General features: G+C 64.5%; 19 protein-coding genes and 2 pseudogenes. 12 read left to right on the forward strand and 9 right to left on the reverse strand.

Features of this window, described 5'->3' with window-relative positions:
• Nucleotides 1-333 precede the first annotated feature (333 nt).
• Nucleotides 334-1,569 (forward strand): type VII secretion-associated serine protease mycosin, encoded by a 1,236-nt coding sequence (mycP, locus tag DLJ58_RS05350; RefSeq protein WP_244218791.1) that lies wholly within the window; start codon nucleotides 334-336, stop codon nucleotides 1,567-1,569.
• Between the two features lie 617 nt (nucleotides 1,570-2,186).
• Nucleotides 2,187-2,276, forward strand: a pseudogene (locus tag DLJ58_RS05360) (IS5/IS1182 family transposase); the annotation flags it as partial.
• A gap of 77 nt (nucleotides 2,277-2,353) precedes the next feature.
• On the opposite strand, the pseudogene DLJ58_RS35100 reads toward DLJ58_RS05360, so the two are convergent.
• Nucleotides 2,354-2,446: pseudogene (locus DLJ58_RS35100) on the reverse strand (IS5/IS1182 family transposase); the annotation flags it as partial.
• A 313-nt stretch (nucleotides 2,447-2,759) separates the two neighbouring features.
• On the opposite strand from DLJ58_RS35100, the gene DLJ58_RS05370 reads away from it, so the two are divergent.
• From DLJ58_RS05370 to DLJ58_RS05400, 6 genes are all read left to right on the forward strand, one after another.
• Nucleotides 2,760-3,362 carry a GTP cyclohydrolase II gene (locus DLJ58_RS05370; RefSeq protein WP_244218792.1) on the forward strand — a complete coding sequence of 201 codons (603 nt, stop codon included), beginning with the start codon at nucleotides 2,760-2,762 and terminating at the stop codon, nucleotides 3,360-3,362.
• Nucleotides 3,355-3,582, forward strand: coding sequence for a DUF1653 domain-containing protein (locus DLJ58_RS35105; protein WP_208740862.1), 228 nt, complete (start codon nucleotides 3,355-3,357; stop codon nucleotides 3,580-3,582). The genes DLJ58_RS05370 and DLJ58_RS35105 overlap by 8 nt, the downstream gene beginning before the upstream one ends.
• A complete protein-coding gene (locus DLJ58_RS05380) occupies nucleotides 3,569-4,648 on the forward strand; it encodes a dCTP deaminase (RefSeq protein ID WP_412769037.1) in 1,080 nt (359 codons plus the stop codon). The genes DLJ58_RS35105 and DLJ58_RS05380 overlap by 14 nt, the downstream gene beginning before the upstream one ends.
• A gap of 479 nt (nucleotides 4,649-5,127) precedes the next feature.
• Nucleotides 5,128-5,697, forward strand: coding sequence for a hypothetical protein (locus tag DLJ58_RS05390; RefSeq protein WP_124854133.1), 570 nt, complete (start codon nucleotides 5,128-5,130; stop codon nucleotides 5,695-5,697).
• A 9-nt stretch (nucleotides 5,698-5,706) separates the two neighbouring features.
• Nucleotides 5,707-6,012, forward strand: coding sequence for a hypothetical protein (locus DLJ58_RS05395; protein ID WP_124854134.1), 306 nt, complete (start codon nucleotides 5,707-5,709; stop codon nucleotides 6,010-6,012).
• Complete coding sequence (locus DLJ58_RS05400; protein WP_124854135.1) at nucleotides 6,009-7,325, forward strand: hypothetical protein; 1,317 nt, start codon at nucleotides 6,009-6,011, stop codon at nucleotides 7,323-7,325. The genes DLJ58_RS05395 and DLJ58_RS05400 overlap by 4 nt, the downstream gene beginning before the upstream one ends.
• A gap of 331 nt (nucleotides 7,326-7,656) precedes the next feature.
• Here DLJ58_RS05400 and DLJ58_RS05405 read toward each other — a convergent pair whose 3' ends face one another.
• The 8 genes from DLJ58_RS05405 to DLJ58_RS05445 all read right to left on the reverse strand — a co-directional run bounded on the left by DLJ58_RS05405 (nucleotide 7,657) and on the right by DLJ58_RS05445 (nucleotide 16,427).
• Entirely contained in the window at nucleotides 7,657-8,721 is a 1,065-nt protein-coding gene (locus tag DLJ58_RS05405; RefSeq protein ID WP_124854136.1) for a hypothetical protein, read from the reverse strand.
• 71 nt (nucleotides 8,722-8,792) lie between these two features.
• Nucleotides 8,793-10,142 (reverse strand): ATP-binding protein, encoded by a 1,350-nt coding sequence (locus DLJ58_RS05410; RefSeq protein ID WP_124854137.1) that lies wholly within the window; start codon nucleotides 10,140-10,142, stop codon nucleotides 8,793-8,795.
• Nucleotides 10,143-10,804: 662 nt separating this feature from the next.
• Complete coding sequence (gene fxlM / locus DLJ58_RS34235; RefSeq protein ID WP_208740864.1) at nucleotides 10,805-12,712, reverse strand: methyltransferase, FxLD system; 1,908 nt, start codon at nucleotides 12,710-12,712, stop codon at nucleotides 10,805-10,807.
• 8 nt (nucleotides 12,713-12,720) lie between these two features.
• A complete protein-coding gene (locus tag DLJ58_RS05420) occupies nucleotides 12,721-13,383 on the reverse strand; it encodes a GNAT family N-acetyltransferase (RefSeq protein ID WP_124854138.1) in 663 nt (220 codons plus the stop codon).
• A gap of 18 nt (nucleotides 13,384-13,401) precedes the next feature.
• Nucleotides 13,402-14,895, reverse strand: a complete 1,494-nt coding sequence (locus DLJ58_RS05425) for an APC family permease (protein WP_124854139.1) — start codon at nucleotides 14,893-14,895, stop codon at nucleotides 13,402-13,404.
• Between the two features lie 38 nt (nucleotides 14,896-14,933).
• On the reverse strand, nucleotides 14,934-15,596 hold the full coding sequence (locus DLJ58_RS05430) for a GOLPH3/VPS74 family protein (RefSeq protein ID WP_244218787.1): 663 nt from the start codon (nucleotides 15,594-15,596) through the stop codon (nucleotides 14,934-14,936).
• A gap of 301 nt (nucleotides 15,597-15,897) precedes the next feature.
• Nucleotides 15,898-16,173 carry a hypothetical protein gene (locus DLJ58_RS05440; RefSeq protein ID WP_124854142.1) on the reverse strand — a complete coding sequence of 92 codons (276 nt, stop codon included), beginning with the start codon at nucleotides 16,171-16,173 and terminating at the stop codon, nucleotides 15,898-15,900.
• Nucleotides 16,170-16,427 (reverse strand): hypothetical protein, encoded by a 258-nt coding sequence (locus tag DLJ58_RS05445; RefSeq protein ID WP_124854143.1) that lies wholly within the window; start codon nucleotides 16,425-16,427, stop codon nucleotides 16,170-16,172. Before DLJ58_RS05445 ends, DLJ58_RS05440 begins: the two co-directional genes overlap by 4 nt.
• A gap of 434 nt (nucleotides 16,428-16,861) precedes the next feature.
• Between DLJ58_RS05445 and DLJ58_RS05450 the strand changes: the two genes are divergently transcribed.
• The 4 genes from DLJ58_RS05450 (at nucleotide 16,862) to ribD (ending at nucleotide 20,357) form a co-directional block, all read left to right on the forward strand.
• Nucleotides 16,862-17,749 carry a helix-turn-helix domain-containing protein gene (locus tag DLJ58_RS05450; protein ID WP_124854144.1) on the forward strand — a complete coding sequence of 296 codons (888 nt, stop codon included), beginning with the start codon at nucleotides 16,862-16,864 and terminating at the stop codon, nucleotides 17,747-17,749.
• Nucleotides 17,746-17,940: a DUF397 domain-containing protein gene (locus DLJ58_RS05455; protein ID WP_124854145.1), complete on the forward strand. Its 195-nt coding sequence runs from the start codon at nucleotides 17,746-17,748 to the stop codon at nucleotides 17,938-17,940. Before DLJ58_RS05450 ends, DLJ58_RS05455 begins: the two co-directional genes overlap by 4 nt.
• A 396-nt stretch (nucleotides 17,941-18,336) precedes the next feature.
• On the forward strand, nucleotides 18,337-19,473 hold the full coding sequence (locus DLJ58_RS05460) for an NsdA family TPR-like regulatory protein (protein WP_124854146.1): 1,137 nt from the start codon (nucleotides 18,337-18,339) through the stop codon (nucleotides 19,471-19,473).
• Between the two features lie 26 nt (nucleotides 19,474-19,499).
• Nucleotides 19,500-20,357, forward strand: a complete 858-nt coding sequence (gene ribD / locus DLJ58_RS05465) for a bifunctional diaminohydroxyphosphoribosylaminopyrimidine deaminase/5-amino-6-(5-phosphoribosylamino)uracil reductase RibD (RefSeq protein ID WP_244218793.1) — start codon at nucleotides 19,500-19,502, stop codon at nucleotides 20,355-20,357.
• Nucleotides 20,358-20,397 lie beyond the last annotated feature (40 nt).

Here is a 20,397-nt window from a genome sequence, read left to right on the forward strand (position 1 = left end):
GAGGTGGGGGCAGCCCTGTCGTCGGCGGCGGGGTCAGTGCGGGCGGCATCCCTGGCATGGTCGGCGGTGGCAACGGCAGGGTGCCGCCGGTGACCAGTGCGGCCAGGGCGGTGCGCAACGCAACCGGTGCCGGTCGCGATGGCGCCGGCGCGGGTGGCTCGCGGGGCAGCGCGGGCGGTTTGCTCGGCGGCGCCGGTGCCGCTGGACGCGGCAACGGCGCGGAGCACGATGAATCTGGTCCCGGATCGTCGTGGTTGACTGAGGACGACGACCCGTGGTGTGCCGATGACACCGGTTCTCCGGGGATCCTGCGATGAGGACGGACGGTTGAGTGTGAACGTCGGCGCGCTCCGGCCTGTCGCGGCTGGCCTGCTGGCCGTGCTCCTGACGGGTGCCGCCGCCCAACCTGCCGTCGCCGCGCCTCAGCGGGCCGAACAGTGGTACCTGGACGAACTCCGCATCGACCAGGCGCACAAGCTTTCCACCGGCCGAGGGGTGACCGTCGCGGTGGTGGACAGTGGCGTCGACGCTACCCACCCGGACATCCGGGGCCAGGTGCTCCCCGGTGGTCGGAGCTATGGCGCCTCCGGCGACGGCCGCGCCGACGAGGACGGCCACGGCACGCACATGGCCGGCATCATCGCAGCGACGAACGCAGCCACCGACGGCGTGGACGGAATCGCCCCGGACGCCAAGATCCTTCCCATCAAAATCAAGAAGGGTAAGGGTCCGGCTAGCGACCAGGCGCAGGCTCAGGGCATCCGGATGGCCGCCGACGGCGGCGCCACGGTGATCAACCTGTCCGTCGGCGGGCCAGGCGCCGCCTCTCCAGAGGAAGAGCAGGCCATCGCGTACGCCCTCGAACGCGACGTCGTCGTGGTCGCCTCCGCCGGCAACACCGCCAAGGGAGAGAGCGCAGTCATCTCACCAGCCAACATTCCAGGCGTGCTCGCCGTAACGGGCACGACCCGCGGCGGAGCGTTCTGGTCCGGCTCAGTGCGAGGGCCGGAGGCAGTGGTAGCGGCCCCCGGTGATGGCATTCTCAACATCGGCCCCGCCCATGGATACGGGTGGGGGGACGGCACCTCTGACTCCGCCGCCATCGTCTCCGGCGTCGCGGCGCTGGTCCGGTCGAAGTATCCGGACCTGGACGCGGCGAACGTGATCAACAGGATCATCCGAACCGCGCGCGACGCCGGTCCGTCGGGCCGCGACACGCAGTACGGGTTCGGTCGGATCGACCCGGTGGCCGCGTTGACAGCGGACGTGCCGACGGTCTCCGAGAACCCGTTGCTCGATCGCGCTGCCCCGGCCGGCGGCACTGCCCAGGCAGCCGAGGACGACACCTTCGACGTGACCAAGTACGGCGACCAGGGCGGCCCGACCGACCAGCAGGTCGTCGTGATCGCCGCCGGCATTGGCCTGGTTCTGGTGATCCTGCTGGCGTTGGTGATCTTCCTGATCTGGAACCGTCGCCGCCGCAGCCGAGAGGCCGATGCCCGGGCAGGTGCGCGGGACGAACTACTCGATGAGGTTTCCGCTGGTGGTCACCCGCAGCAGCCGCGATGAACGGCTCGGGGCCGTAATCGTACGCAGGGCCGATACTGCGACAACAGTCGGCGAATCGAGTTCGGCTCGTGCTCGTTGGCTCCTGTGATGGATGTTGATGTTGGTCGGGGTATTTAGACCTGGAGCGGTTGCGTGCGTGGGTCGGGTTCCGGTTTCGCTGGTCGGAACCGCGGCGGCGGGCTCGTCAATAAGCCTTCGCGGGGGCCCCACATCCGAGTCACTCGAACCCATCACGCAGTATCGAGAAGTGGGACATGCCGAGTTCGTCGAGCGCGCACCGACGGGTTACTCGCTCAAGGAGGGTGATCTGTTGCAAGTCCGGTCAGGTCACCCTCCGCTGAGATCGGACTGGCTCGCGGCCTGCTGGCGAATACTGCCAGCGATGATCAAGGAGCCCTTTTCAAGCTGATCTTGCAGTTCAGGGTGAGTGTGGTGAGCCCGGCAATCGATGAGGGCGAGGCTCCAGGTAAGACAGGGCATGATCCCGAATGGCTCAGCTGGGCCTCCGAGGCGTAGAGCCGCCGCCCCTGCCGGCCCACCCGCTCGGCCCGGTACGTGGTGTCGCCGGCCCGACGCAGCGCGTCCCGCGGGTCGGCGTAGTGCGACGGCGCGATGCCGAGCTACGCATCTGCCCACGCCGCGCCACTGCCGCCGTGCAGGCCATCCCCGTCCTGCACCACGTCGAAGCGAACCGCTACGCAGGATGAAAATGCCTCAAGGGACCACGGGAAGACTCGTCGTTGACGTTGCCGCCGGAGCGCACCGAGGAGGCCAGGGCCGGTCCGACGCCGTTGACGTCGCGGTGAATCTTGGTGGTCAGTCCACCTCGGCTTCGACCGTGAATGTGATCTTGTTGTTCGTCTGATTCTCGACGCTTCCTCTAGCGTCAGCGCCTGGGTTGGTAGGCCGCACGCAGTGGTATTCGAGCCACTGCAGCGGCACTAGCCATGGACGCCTGGACGCCTGGACGCCGCGCTGTGCGTGCCGTTTCAGCGTCGCCTCACATCAGTCCATCAGCTAATCGCGGAGCCGCAGTGCGCAGGCGGCAAGCCACTCTCTCCACTTTGGCCATGTTCGACAATGGGTGCTACAGTGACACTTGTGAATCTTGGCCGAAATCCGTGTTTTTGAACAAATGTTGATATAGATGAAACGTCCCGCTCGCATCGCAACCATGATTGGTCGTGCTCATGGATATCATTCAGAGCTTGCTCAAGACGCGTGTCGGGACCTTCGGGGCGTTTTGCTTCGATGACGGCAGGACACAACCTCCGGTCGCGTTCGCCTTCGGGGCGTACAAAGAACGACCACCGCTAGTCCGGATTCAATCTGAGTGCCTGACCGGGCTCGTCTTCGGCTCGCTTACTTGTGACTGTGCTGGCCAGCGTGACGACGCGCTCGACGCAATTGCCGCAGACGGGGCGGGAGTGGTCATCCACCTATGGCAGGAAGGTCGCGGCATCGGCCTCGCGGACAAGATGCGCGCCTACGCCCGCCAGATCAACGACGGTGCCGACACGGTGGATGCGAACCTCCTCATCGGCCGCCAGATCGACGAACGAAGCTACGTCGACGTCAAAGCAATCCTGAATTGGTTCCAGATTCCGGCTGTTCGACTGCTGACAAATAACCCCTCCAAGGTTGATGCATTGCGTCAGCTTGGCATCGAGGTTGCGGAGACCGTATCCATCCCACCTCAAGTGAATCCTTTGAACCGCAACTACATCCGCACAAAGGCTGTTCGCCTCAATCACACGTACGATCTGTCGTCTGTGGATGCGGTCGATGACTGAAAGCGGCATCTACCGCCATTATAAGGGCGGCCTGTACGAAGTTTTCGGAGTCGCAGAACACACTGAGAACGGCGAGCGTTTTGTCGTATACACGGATGCGCTTGGCCGGCTCTGGGTGCGTCCACAGGCCATGTTCGACGAGGTTGTCAAGGTTGCTGGTTTATCCCAGCCTCGCTTCCGCTACCTCGGACGGTCCGGGGGTGATCATGTACCTAGCTGACGTCGACATTCGCGCTCACCTAGACGACATCAACTTCGAATGCAGGCTCCCTGAACATCCGTTTAGTCCAGATGTACAGATCGGCCCTGCATCTGTAGATATACGCATCGACACCGTGTTCTGGGAGGCGAAGCGCAAGAACCCGAGGCGCTGGCGTAGTAGCCGGTCTGGTAGGCGATGGCGGGCTGAGGATGTAGTGGATCTACGACGGCACGACGTGTACGAGGCGCAGCCGACGCTGCACTGGAGACAGCGCAGGCTTGCGCCTGGCGAGACTCTTGTCGTCAATCCTGGCGAGTCAATCATGGCGCGAACATACGAAGAATTCTCGATGCCGAAAGGAATGGCGGGCAAGCTCGCTGCTCGCGTCTCATATTCGCGCCTAGGCTTGCTCGTCCATTGCGGCAATGACTTTATGAACCCCGGATGGCGCGGACACCACCCCCTACAGCTGGTGAACCTTTCGGGTTTACCGATCCGGATCGCACCACTGTTCCCGGTAGCCCAGCTCAGCTTCGTACGTCTGACTCAGCTGAGCGAGCAGGTCTATGGCGAGGGTGAGCGATACATGCACGACGACGGCGGTCCGTCCAAGTGGTGGCGCGATTCGCTCGTCCGTGACGTTGTTAGTGCATACGGTCAGGATAACCTTCCCCGTTCGGTAAGCGACCGGATCAACGGCGTCATCGCTAATGGAGCGTTCAGCGATGAGCAGCTCGTCCGCATGCTTGCCTTCCGTGAATCAGTAACCGTCTCCCGATTCACCAGCGGCAGTGACTTCATCAGCGAGTTCGCTGAAAGGGAACTCGCGAGGAAGAGGCGGCGACAAAAATGGCGCGTCATTAAGCTGGGTGCCCCACCGCTCCTGTTCGGTGCTACCCTCGGATCGCTCTTCGAGCGGCCCTACGACTGGCTGCATCTAGGATTAGCGGTTGCCACACTCGTCTCATTCGCAATCGGCCTACACGAGTTACTCACACATCGTGACGAGGATCTCTTTCTTCCCCAACAGTGGCTCGAATATGAGGAGCAGGAGCGGGTGCAGTCACGAGGCAACCCAACCTGAACACCGGGGGCCTACCCCTAAGAACTGTCATTGCAGTACACGCGCTGCGTGGTGCCCCGCTGGTGCATGATCTGCGCTGATCGCTGAGGACAGCGGGCCGGTGACGCCCGTTGATAGGGTCATCGCCATGATGGCGCTGCGACGGGAGGCCGCGTCCGTCGGACGCTCGCACGGTCCGATGGCGGCGGTCCGCACTGTCGTCCGGAAAGGACCGGTCCGATGACCTCCGGGCCACCTAAGCCCTCAGATCCCGACGTAGCTGCTCCTGGACCTGATGTCGATGTGTACTCGCCGGACCGGTCTGTTCGCATCGCTGCCACGAGTCGGGGTGACATCGCGGTCGAGGTAGACGGCCTGCACCGGCACACGGACGATTCGCTGGCCCGGCAGGTGCGGGCCGCGGCCAGGGTCGCGTTGGCGTCACTGCAGCTGCCGGCACCCCATGTGAAGCCTTCCGAGTACGAGCAGCGGTCTGAATCGTGAGCGGTCCGATGAGTAGGAGGACGCTGGCCGTTGTGGCTGTCGTTGTTGTCGTGGCCGGCGGGTTGCTCGGCGCGTGGCGGTGGGGGCCGTTCGGCGACGATGAAGTCGTTCCCTCATGCAGTGAGTTGGCTGAGGCCCTGCCGAGCGTCGTCGAGGGGGCGTGGAATCTGACCCGTGCGGAGCCCAAGCGCGAATCCAGCAAGTCCCTGGTCAGCTGCGAGTTCGACTTCTCGTCGGCCGAGCGGTCGTATCGGGGCAAAATCGCCGTGAGTCTCACGGAGAGCGACGACGAGGCATATCTGCGCAAGACGGCGGCCGAGGGCCCCTGTTACGGGGAGGCGGTGCCGTACCCGAGCGCTGCCAAGTACCGGGTCGCGCGTTCATGCGCGGAGAAGATCAACGAGAAGATCTTCGCGGGCGTGTTTGTGGCATCCGATGACCGGTACGCGCACGTCTACGCGGATTTCAGCAACCCCGGTTTAGGGGTTGAGCAGCTTGTCGAGTACGCGAACACCACCGCTCAGCGCGTCACCGACCGGGCAATGACGCTCAAGTCCACCGAGTAGGAGCACGCCGTGGGCAAGTTGGAGCGCTACTTCGAGGACGTGGCCCGGATCAAGGCCGAAGGCGTCTCCACCAACGGTTGGGTGACGGTCGTCCGGGACCACGACGGAGACCTGAAGGTCGGCATTCGGCCTGGGATGCTGCGCCGGTGTGGTCCAGACCATGTGGCGTCCGAGATCCGGACAGCCCTGCTCGCGGCAGTGGCGGATCACCGGCGGCAGTACCGCCAGCTGCGCATCGACTACTTCGGTTCGCCCCTCGGCGTTGAGCTGCTCACGCCGATCGAGCCGACAAACGGGGAGAGACACGGGGAATGACCACGGACACGTCGGCCCTGCGGGTCGAATCGCGGGCCCTGGTGGCCTTCGGAGTGGAACGCTACGAGGACGCCGTGACCTACAGCGCCGTTCGCCGCTACCTCGGCGACGTCGGTGCGGTCCCGGTCGCCGCCTGGGGCACGCTCGAGGGGATATCCGACAAGCTCAACCGAGACTGGGCGACGGCCCTGGGTAGCAGGCTGTCCGAGGCGAACATCGCCCGGAACGAGATGGAGCGCATCGCCGACGGCCTGATGCAGATCGCCGCCGACTACGAGGGCACCGAGTTGGACGTCACCACCAACTTCGACGTGTTCAACCGGGACCTGGGACCCTATCTACCGCTCAGCGACGGCTACGGCAGCAGCGTACGGGTGCGTCCGGGTGGTGCCGGCATCCTGTCCCAGCCGCACGAGCGCCAGCTTCCCGGCGACGAGCCGGTGCTGGTCATCCCAGACGGCAACGACCGATTGGGCGCCACCCGCAACGAGCGGCTGCCGCAGACCCGCGTGGTCGAGGAGCCGATCACCATCGGCAGCACCGACGGCAACAACCTCGGCTTCTCCGGCGGCCGGACCACCCACTACGAGAACGGCGAGGGCGACCAACTCGACACGTTCATCCACGAGCACCGGGACACGCTGCTCCAGTTGGAGGCGATCCTGATCGAGCTGGGCACCGGCCAGCGTCTCCCGCTGAGCGATCTGATGGTCCATGCCTGGCGCTCCGCGCCCAAGCTGATCTGGAACCGTGCTGACCTGGTGCACTCGGCTGCCGGCACCTACGCCGAGCTGCGCGCCGAGATGGACGGTGAGCTGAAGAACCTCAAGTTGTACTGGGAGGGCAGCGCCTCGCAGGCGTTCGGCCAGTACGCCGAACGCGCCTCGGCCTACCTGCTCCAGCTCGAGACCCAGACGCGGTGGCTGGCCGAGGAGGGCAAGAAGGCCGCGAGCATGTTGGAAGGCCTTCGCAACGCGTACGCCGGCCTCGGCTACCAGCACATCGGGAAGCTCGTCGAGGCCCTCAACGGCTATATCGAAGCCGTCAACGGTCTCTTCTCGTCCTGCTCGAACCCCGAAGCGGCCCTCCTGGCGGTAGTGAAGGACTTCGTGACCTTCCTGCTGGACGCGGAGCGCCGGCACGTCGAAGCCATGTCAGACCTGATCAAGATCGACGAGCAGGAGCGCAAAGAACGCCCCGACCTTGGCACCCGCAGCCACAACACGACGCCCTTCCCGCAGGCCGAGGTGGGTGCCAACGCCTGGTTGGACGGCGGCAAGTGGACTCCTCGGCCAGACCGTCCAGCCGCGTGATCGGTTATGGGAGGTGCTCAGCCCTCAGCGTGCCGGCTGTCGAGGGATGACAGTGTGACCGTCCGAGGCCACCATGGATCCGTGGCGAGCTTCCCAGAGGCGTACTTGGGTAACGTTAGGCTCTAGCGGAAACGATACCCATTAGTCCACGCTTGCCGACTATCAGGGAAAACCAGCGGCTCCTCATGCTGGCAAACATCCCGCGTAGCGTACTTAACGCCGAAAGTGATGATCGGCCGGTCCCCCGCGTCGTCCCGATGGCTCGAAGTGGTATTGCCTGGGAACGCACGCGACCCGGAGTACGACTAATTAGGCGGATGCAGAACGGTGTTCATCCCAATTGTTGGCGTACCAATCCAACCCACATGCCGACGATTTCCTCATCGTTTCCCTTCAAGTCACGCATGTGAGAAACTCGGTTTCTGATCGGCATGACCTGCTCCACAAATCGCCTCCAGATGACAGCGTCAACGCCAAGTCCGTTGAACTTGTTCGAGCGCGCGATATCTAGCAGTTCGCCGAGCGTTAGCCACTCAAGAGGATCTCGAAGTTCCTTTACGCTCGCAGCGCTAATGCTTGAGTCTAATCGTGCGCGGCTGAGAACTTCTGTAGACAGAGCTCCGACAATAGAGCTTCGCCATTTCGGTCCATCGATCGATACGGCGGCCGACCGCAGGGTGGACCGGATGGTTCGCTCGATATACCAAAGACCATTTACGACGGCCGCCAGATCTCTTGCCGGAACCGTTGTGGAGCTAATCACATTGGCGAGTGCACTCTTCAACTCCAGCAGGCGATTAGGAATTGTCAGAGAACATCTTCCTGAAGTGTCCACCTCAACAAGGCCTGCGCACCGAAGGGCCTCTTTATCTCGATGCGAGAGGTAGGCCAATCCCGCAGCTCCCCTCGGGTCGATCTCGAATACGCAATGATCCAGCGAGCTAAGAACGCCAGGGCCTAATTCTTTGAGAATCGACACAAAAAGGTCTTCCAGTCTGACGTCTGCGCCCATGCCGATGGTCGGTAGTTTCCATCCGATTTCTGATCGGCCTTCATTGGGGCATTCTTCCAAGGATAGAAGAGGGAGATGGAGTAATGCAGCATCCTCTAGGATGGAGCTCCCTGGAATGCTCGCAAATGCTACTCGTGGCGCACGAGAAACCAGGCAAATGTTCTTGCCCTCATCCATTAGCTTTATAACTATTTCGCGGAGGGCGCCCATGGTGACTTCTGGCCTGCCGGATGTGGGCGTAACCAACACTTCGATGTCAGTTATCACGTACGACGCCGACTTCGAGAAGTCATAGGTCTTAGATAAGACATCCGAAACAGTGACGAGCTCCGCACCCAGGCGCTCGAGCATGGATTGCCGCATGGCTTCAAAGGCCGCACCCATCTGTATTAGTACCAGACGGTGTCGTGCCAAGCTCGCTCGGATCGCGTCGGACCGTACAACGACCGCTTGTGTCATAGCAGGCTCAGAATGGTTGTGGCTTCATAGTCATGTCCATCTGCTCGCACGAGACCGAGGCTGAGAAGGTGCTGCAATGCTGCTGGGTACTCGTTTGCTAGCTCGGTAAATGATGCCGGCTCTTGCGTCAGGACCTCAAGAAGGACGCTCTCGTTTGGATAGTAACGCCGTACATGATTCAGCATCTCTTCGATGTTCCCGGAAACGGAGCGCTTCCATTGTGTAACAGTGCGAAGTACGTCGGCGCGGGTCACATGTCTTTGAAAGACGTCAACGGGAAGACTTTGAACGACAGCAGAGGCTAGACTTCGGTAAAGGAAAGCGTGTCCGCCTGTAGCTTCATATAGGGCCTCTAAGGCCCCTTCTTCGACGTCAATGCCCATTCTGCTGCTAATCGACGTTGCTAGCTCGTCGGCCTCGCTGCGATCAAAGGGTGTGAGGAAATGAGATTTTGACCAGGAGAACAAGGGGTTCGGGCGACCGTATAGCCGGCCACCCTCCGTTATTGCGCTCGTTAGGCCAGACAGCAGGAAGGTGAAGTTAGGATTTTCCTGCACTAGACTCCGAAGCGCTCCGAGGAACTGGGCCACGGAGGTCATATCACCCTCGTAGATGTCGATGCGGTCGGAAGGCGTTAGATACTCGATCTCGTCAAGCATCAGCACAATGCTTACCTCGCGAGCCGCCAGAGCGCGTAACACCGATTGCATCGCCCGCCTAAAATCTGAAATATCCGTTGAGTTCGCGAGCTGTTGAAGCTCCGTTTCAAGGTGTGGCTGCGCGAGAAATCTATCCTTGATGTCTGCGACAAGATCTTTCAGAAGACTTGGAATCGGGTCTATAGGCGGCGACGGTAAGCTCTCCAAGTCACGTAAGATGACTACACGTGCAGGAGACGAGATGACCTCCGAGAGTTGAGAAAGAACGCTTGTCTTCCCCGCCTTTCGAAGGCCAAATAGTCCAGCTACTCGCTGGCTCTGCACGTCGTCGCGTAAACTCTGAAGAATCTGGCGACGTCCAAAGAATCGATCGCCTCGAACCGGGGTTGACTCGTAGAAGAGATCCCGAGCGTAAATATAGTCACGGAGGAGGGAAATTAGCGCCACTGGGTCATTGCTCTGAATCGACGCGAGCGGAATTGCCAGCAGGCCGCCGCCTTGTGACCAATCGTCCAGCTTCTGGCGTGATCGCGGATCAGGCGACCAGATGAAAATTACATCCGGCGTGACGGCTCGGCGGAGCATTTTAATCGCATTCTTGGCGGCTTCGAACTCCCTGATTTGTAGGTCAGGATATGGGCTGTAGAAGAACAATACTTCCCGCGTTAGACCGAACGCGGCCTCCACGGCCCCACTGAAACGAACCAAGCCGAGGCGGCATCGGTGCAGGCCCTTCTGTTCACATCGCTGCGCGTGAACCATCTGCGAGCCTAGCTCAGACAGGGCGGCCCGATGATCTTCAACAACGGGGAAATCGGCTTCGAGGGCCGAAATGTGCCTTTGCAGAGTGTCGCTCGAGGGTGGCTTAACGGCGCCGGCGTTCCAACTACTTCCCACTCTTGGCAACGCTCTTACCCCTCATCTTGGAAGTTCGGGTGCCGTTGTGCGTACGGTGCCGCCGGGCGTCCATTATATGGCTGCTGCCGGCTTGAGCACGTACCGCTAGCCGCCGGTGTACAAGAAAGGGGTTAAGTAGGTTGATCGGGCGGACATGGTCATCGAGTTGACGACCAAAATGGTGCGCTTGGCGACGAAAAACCTTTAACTAGCTGTTTGTTCTAGCTGCAGGTTGGGTCCTCGCACTAGCTTGCAGGCCGCCGTGCTCGAGGTCACCCGTTATGTGATGAAAGCAGCCTGATTGCGCCTGGTGCTGACGTCGCGGTCGCTCTCTTGCCTGGCGTGACCGGCCAGGGCATGCAGGTCGTCAAGCGGGTGACCAAGGATCTGGATGGGCTGCGTTCGGTCGAGGAGCGGGAAGCGGCACAGAAACACGCTGTCCCGCGTCCGGCTCATTCCCAGGTGACAGTGATGGGGTGGTGTGGCCGGGCGAGGACGAAGCGTCCGACCGCGGGGTCCGCTCCGATGGGAGCGTCGGGAATCTCGAAGCGGACTTCGCGGGAGCGGTAATTGGTATACCAGCTGCGGATCTCCTCGCTGACGTGGTGCGCGAGGTCCCGCCCGTTGGGTCCGTGGCCGATGACGCCCACCTCGTACAGTCTGCTGCCGTCCGGCCTGGCCAGCGCCGGCCTGGTCGTGAGGTAGGCGAGGTCCGCGCCGCGGGTGGTCGCCATCGCGCCCCACGAGAACATCGGGGTGACGGCGCCGCGTTGGACGGCCGTGGGTTGCACGCTCATTCGCATGATGGCGTTGTCGAGGCGGCAGGCCAGCCAGAGGTCCATCCACTCGTACGGCACCATCGGCGGGAAGAACACGTCGGTCCAGACCTTGCGGCGCTCGGTCTCGAGTACGTCGGCGAGTGCCGCAGCCTCGACCTCCTGATCTTTGTGCACCTGCAGGATCACGTCCAGCTCGGGGGTGAGGGAGACGAGTCGGCGGGCATCGTCGCCGATGCCGCGCAGCGGCATGAACACGGCCAGCTCACTGCCCTGATCGCGCCACCCGCCGTCGTACCTCTCGAAGATGATCGAACGTGAGGCGGCCCCGCGCAGACGGAGCGGTACGACGAGTCGTCCATCGGGGGCGAGCTGCTTTAACCAAGCCGCCGGGGTCTCGTAGGCACCGACGGTGGCGATGATCCGGTCGTAGGGGGCGCCCTCGGAGTAGCCAAGTGCTCCGTCACCGTGCACAACGTCGACGTTGGCAACGCCAGCGGCGGCGAGGCTTTTGCGCGCCCCGTTGACGAGGTCCTCGTCGACGTCGATCGTGACCACGCGTCCGCTGTCACCGACGACAGCTGCCAGGAGGGCAGCGTTGTAGCCGGTGCCGGCCCCGGCTTCCATGACTCGCTGGCCGGACCGTACGTCGAGTTGCTCGAGCATCATGGCCACGATCCGCGGCTGCGATGCGGCGCTGATCGAGGTGCCGCAGGTGTCGGTCTTGGTGTAGACAGGCTCGTCGGCGTACGCCTGCTGCATTGGTACCCCGGGGAGGAACAGGTGGCGCGGGGTCCGGCGCATCGCAACCTCGACGGCGGACGTGCGGATCGTGTCCTCGGCGCATAGCTGGTCGATGAGGTTTGTTCGCAGGTCCGAGGCCTCACGAAGCATGGTCACTCGCTCGACGCTAGTGGTCGTGAAGGTGGGTTCTGAGGTGGACACGACTTCAGCCACCGCCGATGGCACCCCATTTCGGCCGGCCTGGTCGGATCGTGCTGCGGGGTGGCCAGGGCGGCGCAGTGGCCAGAGCCGTGGTCCGCTTGGCAGGTGCAACGGCAGCCCGGCGATGTAGCCGTGGAAGGTCAGGAAATCCCGGGCACGCTCGCTTGTTACCACGACGTCGACTGGCAACCCGCGCTGATCGACGACCTGGTGGTGACGGGCGAGCAGTTCGGTGCCAACGCCCTGCCCGCGGCAGTCGTGCTCCACGTAGAGCCATGCCAACCAGTGATGGGGCGCGTCGGACCGATAGCTGTTCAACAGGGCGGTGAGCTGCCGGAACCGAGGCATGCCTCCCCTCGTGAAGGCACCCAGGTGATGATCCGACAAGACTGGCGCGTCGTCGGCCGGATGGCGGCGCCACACCGCGACGCCGCTCATGTCCGGTAACACGTCAACGTCGCCCCACTCGACGGCGTGGTCGACCTCCATCGCCAGCAGTCCCTGAAAGACGGCTTGCCGCTCGGCTGGGTCGGGCACAAGCCACTCAGCCACCGGGTCCTCGGCGAGACCTCGGGTCAGCAGAGCAGCTATCGCCGCTACATCGCTGGGCTGAGCGGGTCGTGCGAGCAGGGTCGACACCGCAGGGCTCACCTGGCACTCCGGCGTGGGAGCAATCCGCTCGCGGGGAAGCCCTCAGGCCGGGCGGCATTCGGTTGCCCGCGCCACATCCGCCAGATCGTCGGCCCGGTGGTGGGGAGGATCATCGGGGGTCCAGCCCGGTACCCAAGTCGGACGTACAGCTCGCGGTTGCGGAGGTTGCTGGCCTCCAGGTACGCGGGCATGTCGATGGCGTCGAGCTGGCGATGGTGGTGGCTCAGCAACGCGGCGCCGATCCCACGGTTCTGCTGCTCGGGGTTGACGGCGACGTAGGCGAGGTAGTGATGTGGCTCGCCCGGGTGATACGCCTCGAACACTGCGTCGAGAAGAGCGAACTTCGGTGCGTACACCCCAGTGGCCGCTTCCAGCGCGGCCGGGTGCTCCAGCGAGCCTTTGGGCGAGGGTTCGGGGCGCGGGTACCAGATCGCGACGGCGGACAGGTCTGCCGTGGTGTCGACGTGGCCGTTGTCGAGGCCGTGGCTCAGGGCCAGCTCGAAGTACCGCCGGTAGACGGTCCGGCGGTCGTTGGGGTCGGGGACCAGCCAGTCGGCGACGGGCCCGTCGAAGAACGCCTCGGCGAGAACGGAAATCAAGCCTTGCGTGTCACCGCGGGTTGCCTGGCGCACCGTCACGCCGGTGCTGATGTCGGTCATTGAAACTCCTGGCAAAGATCAGGCCGGCTGGCGGATGGCAGTAGGGCTGCGGAGGGACGCGGTGGCGCTCTCCGGGCCGAGGCCGATGGCGCTGTAGACGTCTGGCCTGGCCGCGCGGAGGATCAGCGCCCAGGTCGCGCCGATGAGGGCGACGATGGCGTACGCGGCCGGGAAGAGCCAGCGCAGCGGCGAGTGCGGGTGAACGCCCAGGAGGGTGTCGAACTCGTCCAGGGTGACGACGAGGATCGCGGTCAGCGCGATCGTGGCGATCAGCGGTGCGACGACGGCCCGCCATGGCCCCTCGCCGTGCCTGATGCGGGCGAAGAAGCTGACCACCGCGGCAGAAGTCACGGTCATCAGGGCCAGGACGCCGAGACCACCGGTAACGGTGACCCAGAAGAACAGGTGGACGATCGGGTCGGCGTTCGCCGCCGCGTAGCCGACGAGTACGACCACCGCGACGACGCTCTGGATGATCGAGCCGACCTTCGGCGCGCCGGTGCGGCGGCTGGTCCGACCCAGTGCGGCAGGGAGCACCCGCTCACGCCCGAGGGCGAACAGGTACCTGGCCACGGTGTGGTGAAACGACAGCAGCGCGGCGAACAGACTGGTGATGAAGAGGACCCGGCCGATCGTGACGACGCTTGTGCCGAGGTGCGGTGAGACCAAGTTGAAGATCAGGTCGGTCCCGTCGGCCCGGGCAGCGTCCACGATGCTGTCGGGACCGGTGGCGACGGACATGGCCCACGCCGACAGGCCGTAGAGCAGGCCGGTGAGCACCACGGCGATGTACGTGGCACGCGGCACGGTCCGTCGGGGGTCCTTGGTCTCCTCGCTGAAGACGACGGTGCCCTCGAAGCCGACGAAACCCGTGATTGCGGTGACCAGTGCGGCGCCGATTCCGGCAGCGAAGATGTGCGACGGGGCGAGGGTGTCGAAAGTGACCGTCCCGCTGGCGGGGTGGCCGAGCATTACCGCATCGAAGACGAGGGCGACGGCGCACTCGGCGACGAGCATGACCGCCAGGACCTTGCCGTTCAGGTCGATGCGCAGGAGACCGAGCACGGCGACGACGGCCCAGGCGATCAACGCGCAGAGCCACCAGGTGATGTCCCAGCCGTACCGACTCTGCAGGAACTGGGCGAGAACCGCGCCGAACCCGCCGTACAGGCCGATCTGCATGGCGTTGTAGGCCAGTAGCGCGACCATGGCTGCGGCGACGCCGGCCGGGCGGCCGAGTCCGTAGGTGACGTAGGTGTAGAAGGCGCCGGCGTTGACGATCCGCCGGGACATCGCCACGTAGCCAACCGCGAACAGCGCGAGCACGGCGGCGACGACGAGGTACGACACGGGGATGCCTGTCACACCGGTAACGGCGTACCCGGTGGTTGCGCCGCCGGCGATGACGGTGAGTGGCGCGGCTGCGGCGATCACGAAGAACACCACGGAGGGGATCCCGAGTCGGCCGTGCGCCAGGACAGCTGTGACCGTGTCAGGTTTCGAGCGGGGCATGGCTTCTCTTTCGTCTCTGGGCGGTGTGTGAACGAACGTCAGGAGGTGCGGTGGCTGAGAACGCCGGCACCGATGACGCTGCTGAGGTCAGCGAGGAGGTCGCGTAGCGGCAGCCAGGACTGGTTGACCAGTTGGCGTAGGTGCGCGTGAGCGCTGTACGGCGCGCCGTCGAGCAGGGCTGTGTCCAGCTGGGTGTGCAGCGTCAGGCCGGCCAGTGCGATGTCGAAGTGGTCGAGCTGGCGGTAGTTGCGTACCTGCTGAGACAGTCGCGCCCAAGACCAGGCAGCAGTGTTGATGTCGGTGGGCACGTAGACGGTGCGCTGCCGCCAGAGCCGGCTAACCTGCGTCTGTTGGAGGAGCCCGACCTGCCACATGCGTGTGGCGACCTGCTCGTAGGCGGTGGTGGCCAGGAACGCCAGCCAGGTTCGGGTGTCGGTGTGCTGTGGCTGCGCGATCAACTGGTCGAGGACGAGGTGTTGCAGCCAATCCTTCGGCGGGAAACGCTGGAGGACGTCGACCTTCCCGTGCTCGAACGTGATGCGGCGTTCGTAGTACAGCTCGACCAGCAGCGCGGCGGCGAGGCCCGAGGACAGTGCCGTATCGAAGAGGCGGGGCCGGCCAGTCTGGTCGTCGTGCGCCATGTAGAAGAACTCGTCGGCGATGCGAGGGGTGACTGCGGCAGCGGTACCAACGGCTCTCACCGGCCGACGTGGCGGTACTGGCTCGTTGTGGGCGTGGATGGTGTGCTCATCGGCTGCGCCTGGGGGTCTGTTCACCGCGGCTGGCCTTCCGGGGGCGAGTTATGGGCGGTGGGAAGCAACCCGAGGCGGCACAAGAGATGCCGGCCCCCGGCGTGGTGGGTGAGCTCCTCCACCGCCCAGGCGTACTGCTTGCATTCGTTGTCCCTGCAGTGGAAGCACGTCCGGACACCTACGTGCTGGAGCACCGTCAGACGGGCCGACTCGAAACGGTCGACGGGACGGGCACTTTCGCCGGTGCTGGTCACGGCGTCCGCGCATTCCGGCGTAGCGCGGCGACGCTGACGCGCAACTCCATACAGGGCGGGTGAAGATCAACGTTGGGGTAGTCGCATTGGGGTTGGTGGCCGCGTACCCACATCCACTCCTCGCTGAGGTGCGCGAGGTCGGTGCGGAGCCAGGCGACGACGACGTCGACGTGCGTGCCAGGGGTCAGGTCTCGGCCGAAAGACCAATCGTCGGGACCGAGCCTCAGTAGCGTCCCGGGCTCGGCGGTGGGCAGATTGCCGGGGTCGTTCATTGCGCGGTCTTCTCGTCACCGGGAGGGGTGAGACGGATCTGCCGATCGGCAGGCGCCCGGTCAAGACCGGCCCAGAAGGCACGGTTTTCCGCAGCGAGTTCTTGAGGGGAGGGTTGGTTCGGGCCAGCCGTGCCGGTCCGGTTCCATCCGCTGTGGTGAGCGAACAGCGTCGCCGCGCCTTCGCAGTCGATGCCGAACGGCCGGTACTGTCGACCGTCCTGTGCCGGGACGAACCACTTGATTCGTTTCGCCACCGTCATCTCCCCTCACTGGGTGGGTGCGCGGCCGGGACCCTTGCCGGCCCTGGCCGCGCACCCGTCCGGCGGGTGCAGGGACCGACTCGCGCGGGGGACGCGACGGACGGCCCCTGCACCCTGCTCGACGGGTAGTGCCGTAGCAGGCACCTGCCCAGCTGAATCTCGGGCGATTGAGCAACCGCCTGGTGGGTCTGGCCCACTGGCGAACAACTGATTGCGAGTCAACGATCACGGAATGCTGTGCGACTGGGAATGCCGACCTCGTGTCCGACCTCGTGTACCGACCTCCGGTCCGACCGCCCTCTGAGCTGCGCATTCATGGTTGCTCAGGGGCCGTCTCCAAGATCGTTCGCTGTACGTCGGGGTTACATTGAGGTCACCGAGCCGGCCGTATGGTCGTCCGGCTTGAGACGCAGCCGTGGAGGCCGCCGATGAGCAGACCCAGTCCGTACGTCCGGCGACGATGGCTTGGACGCGAGATCAGGCGCCTGCGTAACGAGCACGGTTTGGCGGCGGAACCGCTCTCGCGCGCCGTTGGGTTCCCGCGGCAACAGCTCAGTGCCGTGGAAAATGGGCACCTGGGTCCCGACATCGATCTGGTCAGCGCGATCTGTGACTACCTGGCCGTTGGCGTGATCCGGCGGACAGCCATCATGGACGCGGCGACCGACGGCTGGGCGCGGGGATGGTGGATGGCCGACGCGGAACGGATGGGCGCCCGGCAGGCCACCTACGCCGACCTGGAGAGCGGCACCAGAGCCATTACGGAGTACGCCCTGGCGCTGGTGCCCGGGCTGCTCCAGACGACGGCGTTTGCCGATGCTCGGCTGCGGAGTGACCCCGCCCGTCACACCGAGACCTTCGACCCCGCCGCAGCGGTCGCCGCCCGGGCGCATCGGCAGCAACTGCTACTCGCCACTGATGGGCCGCGCTACGACGTCGTGCTCGACGAAATTGCGATCCGGCGCGGTGCCGCCGAGCCACACATCGTTGCCGACCAGTTCCGGCACATCGTCGCCGTCTACGCTGACCACCCAACCGTGACCGTCCGCGTGCTACCGATCGGCGCCTCGATCAAGGGCCACAGCGCGCCCAGGTCGGCGTACTCGATCTACCGCTATCGCGACACGCCGGACTTCATGGCTGTCGCCGCCGACACGCTCACGAGTGATCTGATTTACACCGAACCGGATGACGTCCAGCCCTATCTGAGCCTGCACAGCCGGCTGAAGGCCGCCGCGCTTGCACCTGACATCAGCATTCATATGCTCCGTGTCGCGGCGCAGGACCTGTCACCCATCGAAGGAGTTTCCGCATGACCTCGCGATATACGAGGTGGCGCAAGTCCACCCGCAGCGACGATGGCAACTGCGTCGAGGTCGCCAACGCCGTCGACGGCACCATCGGCGTGCGCGACTCGAAGGACATCACCGGTCCGATACTGGAATTCCACCCCGCCGCTTGGAGCATCTTCACCAGCGGCCTGCGGGTGGACAAGTTCAGCCACTGACCCTGGCCAGAGTGCGCTGCAGCGCCATACGGTGTGACTCGTCCTCCGACGCGAGGGCTTGAACCCGATGGAACGGTGGCCCGCCGGGCCCGATGTTGGCATCCTGGACATCGAATCCACATGGCTTCGAGTAGCCGACCAGCAGCAGCGAAGCGCCCGTCACGGGTCGACGTGAAAGGGGGAGCCAATGTCACGTCATCCCGATACCGCCGTCGAACTGGGTAGGCAGCTCAGAGGTGATGGCGACGAGAGTTTCGGCCTTCACCTGCCAGCGCGCCGGGACCGGTAGTGCCCCGTCACCCGGATACGGTAATCAGCCCGAACACCCAGCTCAGCGATGCCCGCCGGCGGCTAACCTCACCTCGGCGACCGGGTCAATCACTGTCGCGCAGCGAGTTGGCCGACGCCGTCAACGCAGCTCTCGATCGGCTCTACCCCGGCAGGGTCCTCACCGCGCACTACGTCGACTCTCGGTGGATCGGCAAGCTCGAACGCGGCGAGCACCGTTGGCCCAGCGAGGAGCGTCGCGCTGCCCTCCGCCACGTTCTCGGTGCCGCCAGCGACGGCCAACTCAACCTCTACAGCCCGCGGCGTACCGACGTCCCCACTACCGCCAACCACGGCACTGAGCAGCCGATGCCGGGAAGCTTGGATGAGACGGTCTATCAGCTGCGAGCCCAGTGGCACCTGCTGGTCCAGAACGACAAGCTGTTCGGACCGCAGTACGCCCTGATCGGGGTCACGGCTCAGCTAAATCTGCTCGACCGGCTGCTCAATGACGTGCCATCGTCGTTTCGTCCCAGCCTCGTTCGCCTCGCTGCCCAGTACGCCGAGTCTGCGGCATGGCTGAACCACTCGCTCAACGACGCCCTAGCCGCCCAGCAGTGGACCCGGAAGGCGCTCATCTGGGCGGAGCAGATTGCTGATCCGACCATGACAGCCTGGGCGACGTACCGCAGCAGCCAGCACTGGCTTATTGCCGGGAAGCCGCACCGCGCTGTGGAAGAGGCTGAAGCCGCAATGCTCCAGGACAAGAAGGTGCCCAGCCCGGTGCGTGCGGCACTTCGCGTCCAGCATGCCCATGCGCTCGCGACCGTTGGCGAGCACCGCAAGGCCATGCAGCTTCTCGACAGCGCGCATGAGTGGGCGGCGGACCGCCGTCCGGGTAAGCCTGAAGGCGAGCACGCCTCCTACTGCACGAGTGGTTACATCGAGGTTCACCGAGGCACCTGCCTGAGGATTGGGCGCCGGCCGGACGAGGCCATCGCGGTTCTCGATGCCGCGCTGCCGTCGATCCCGTCGCTTCATCGGCAGGACTTCACTGCAGCCCTTCTAACCAAAGCCGCAGCCCATGTAGCGGCTGACCAACCCGAGCAAGCTGCTGCCACGGCCCACATCGCGCTGCCGATCGCCCGCCAAGCAGGCTCGCGCCGGATCCTGCACCAGCTCGGCCAGATCGGTTCTGCTGTTGACGGGCACCGTCACCTGGCCGACGTCCGTGCGTTCCTCGACGACCTTGTGGAGGCTGCCTGATGGCGTCAGACCTTGAGCTGTCCGCGATGCGGCAGGCCATCACCCTCTCCGCTCTTGGCCTGGGCACCACGAGCCCGAACCCGCCCGTCGGGTGTGTGATCCTGAATCAGCACGGAGCGGTAGTGGGTGCGGGCTTTCATCGCCGCAAAGGAGAGCCGCACGCCGAAGCGCACGCTCTCAACGCAGCGGGAGATGCGGCCTGCGGCGGTACGGCTGTCGTCACGCTTGAACCGTGCAACCACGTCGGAGTCACGCCAGCTTGTCGCCAGGAGCTGATCAACGCCGGTGTCTCCCGGGTCGTCATCGCCGTCATGGACCCAACGTCCCGCGGTGAAGGTGGCGCCTCGATGCTCGCCGCCGCAGGCGTAGAGGTCGAGACTGACGTGTTGCGCAACGAAGCCCTGACCGTCCTTGAGCCGTGGTTGACCGCAACCGTGCGCCGACGGCCGTACCTGACTTGGGCGTTTGCCGCGGAAGGCGGGCATCAATCGGCGGCGGAAGAACGGGGCCTGCTCGACCTTCGCGCGAACGCGGACCTCGTCCTCGCGGGCAAGACGGTCGACGAGGGCATTCCAGGAGGCCACGCTAGCGCGCACTTCGCACTACCCGACGATGCAGACATGGGCGTTGCTCTCTTGCTGTGGCTCTCAGCCGCCTACGACGCCGGCGCACGCAGCGTGCTTGTAGTCGGTCACGAGCACGGTGCCGGGATGCGACCGCACTTGGACGCCGTCGACGAGCTCGTCGTCTCTGTGCCGAGAACCGACCCGTCTCGAGCGTTGGAAGTGGTCCAATCCGACCTCATTCTGATTGGCTTTCGACTGGTCGAAGTCACGGCTCACGCCGACTCATTGACGTCCCGCATGCGACGCGTCCGCAGATAGCGGGGAAGGCTCATCCCGTCACCCGCTGATCATCGCGCGC

The sequence above is a fragment of the Micromonospora arida genome (genome assembly GCF_003857035.1).
GTDB classification, from domain to species: domain Bacteria; phylum Actinomycetota; class Actinomycetes; order Mycobacteriales; family Micromonosporaceae; genus Micromonospora; species Micromonospora arida.

Bases quoted from the DNA above. Each gene is read 5' to 3' on its own strand.
- ribD (WP_244218793.1), top strand. From the start codon at position 19,500: ATGCGGCAGGCCATCACCCTCTCCGCTCTTGGCCTGGGCACCACGAGC.
- DLJ58_RS05440 (WP_124854142.1), bottom strand. From the start codon at position 16,173: ATGAACGACCCCGGCAATCTGCCCACCGCCGAGCCCGGGACGCTACTG.
- DLJ58_RS05380 (WP_412769037.1), top strand. From the start codon at position 3,569: ATGTACCTAGCTGACGTCGACATTCGCGCTCACCTAGACGACATCAAC.
- DLJ58_RS35105 (WP_208740862.1), top strand. From the start codon at position 3,355: ATGACTGAAAGCGGCATCTACCGCCATTATAAGGGCGGCCTGTACGAA.
- DLJ58_RS05400 (WP_124854135.1), top strand. From the start codon at position 6,009: ATGACCACGGACACGTCGGCCCTGCGGGTCGAATCGCGGGCCCTGGTG.
- DLJ58_RS05450 (WP_124854144.1), top strand. From the start codon at position 16,862: ATGAGCAGACCCAGTCCGTACGTCCGGCGACGATGGCTTGGACGCGAG.
- DLJ58_RS05425 (WP_124854139.1), bottom strand. From the start codon at position 14,895: ATGCCCCGCTCGAAACCTGACACGGTCACAGCTGTCCTGGCGCACGGC.
- DLJ58_RS05370 (WP_244218792.1), top strand. From the start codon at position 2,760: ATGGATATCATTCAGAGCTTGCTCAAGACGCGTGTCGGGACCTTCGGG.
- DLJ58_RS05405 (WP_124854136.1), bottom strand. From the start codon at position 8,721: ATGGGTGCGGCCTTTGAAGCCATGCGGCAATCCATGCTCGAGCGCCTG.
- DLJ58_RS05420 (WP_124854138.1), bottom strand. From the start codon at position 13,383: ATGACCGACATCAGCACCGGCGTGACGGTGCGCCAGGCAACCCGCGGT.
- DLJ58_RS05455 (WP_124854145.1), top strand. From the start codon at position 17,746: ATGACCTCGCGATATACGAGGTGGCGCAAGTCCACCCGCAGCGACGAT.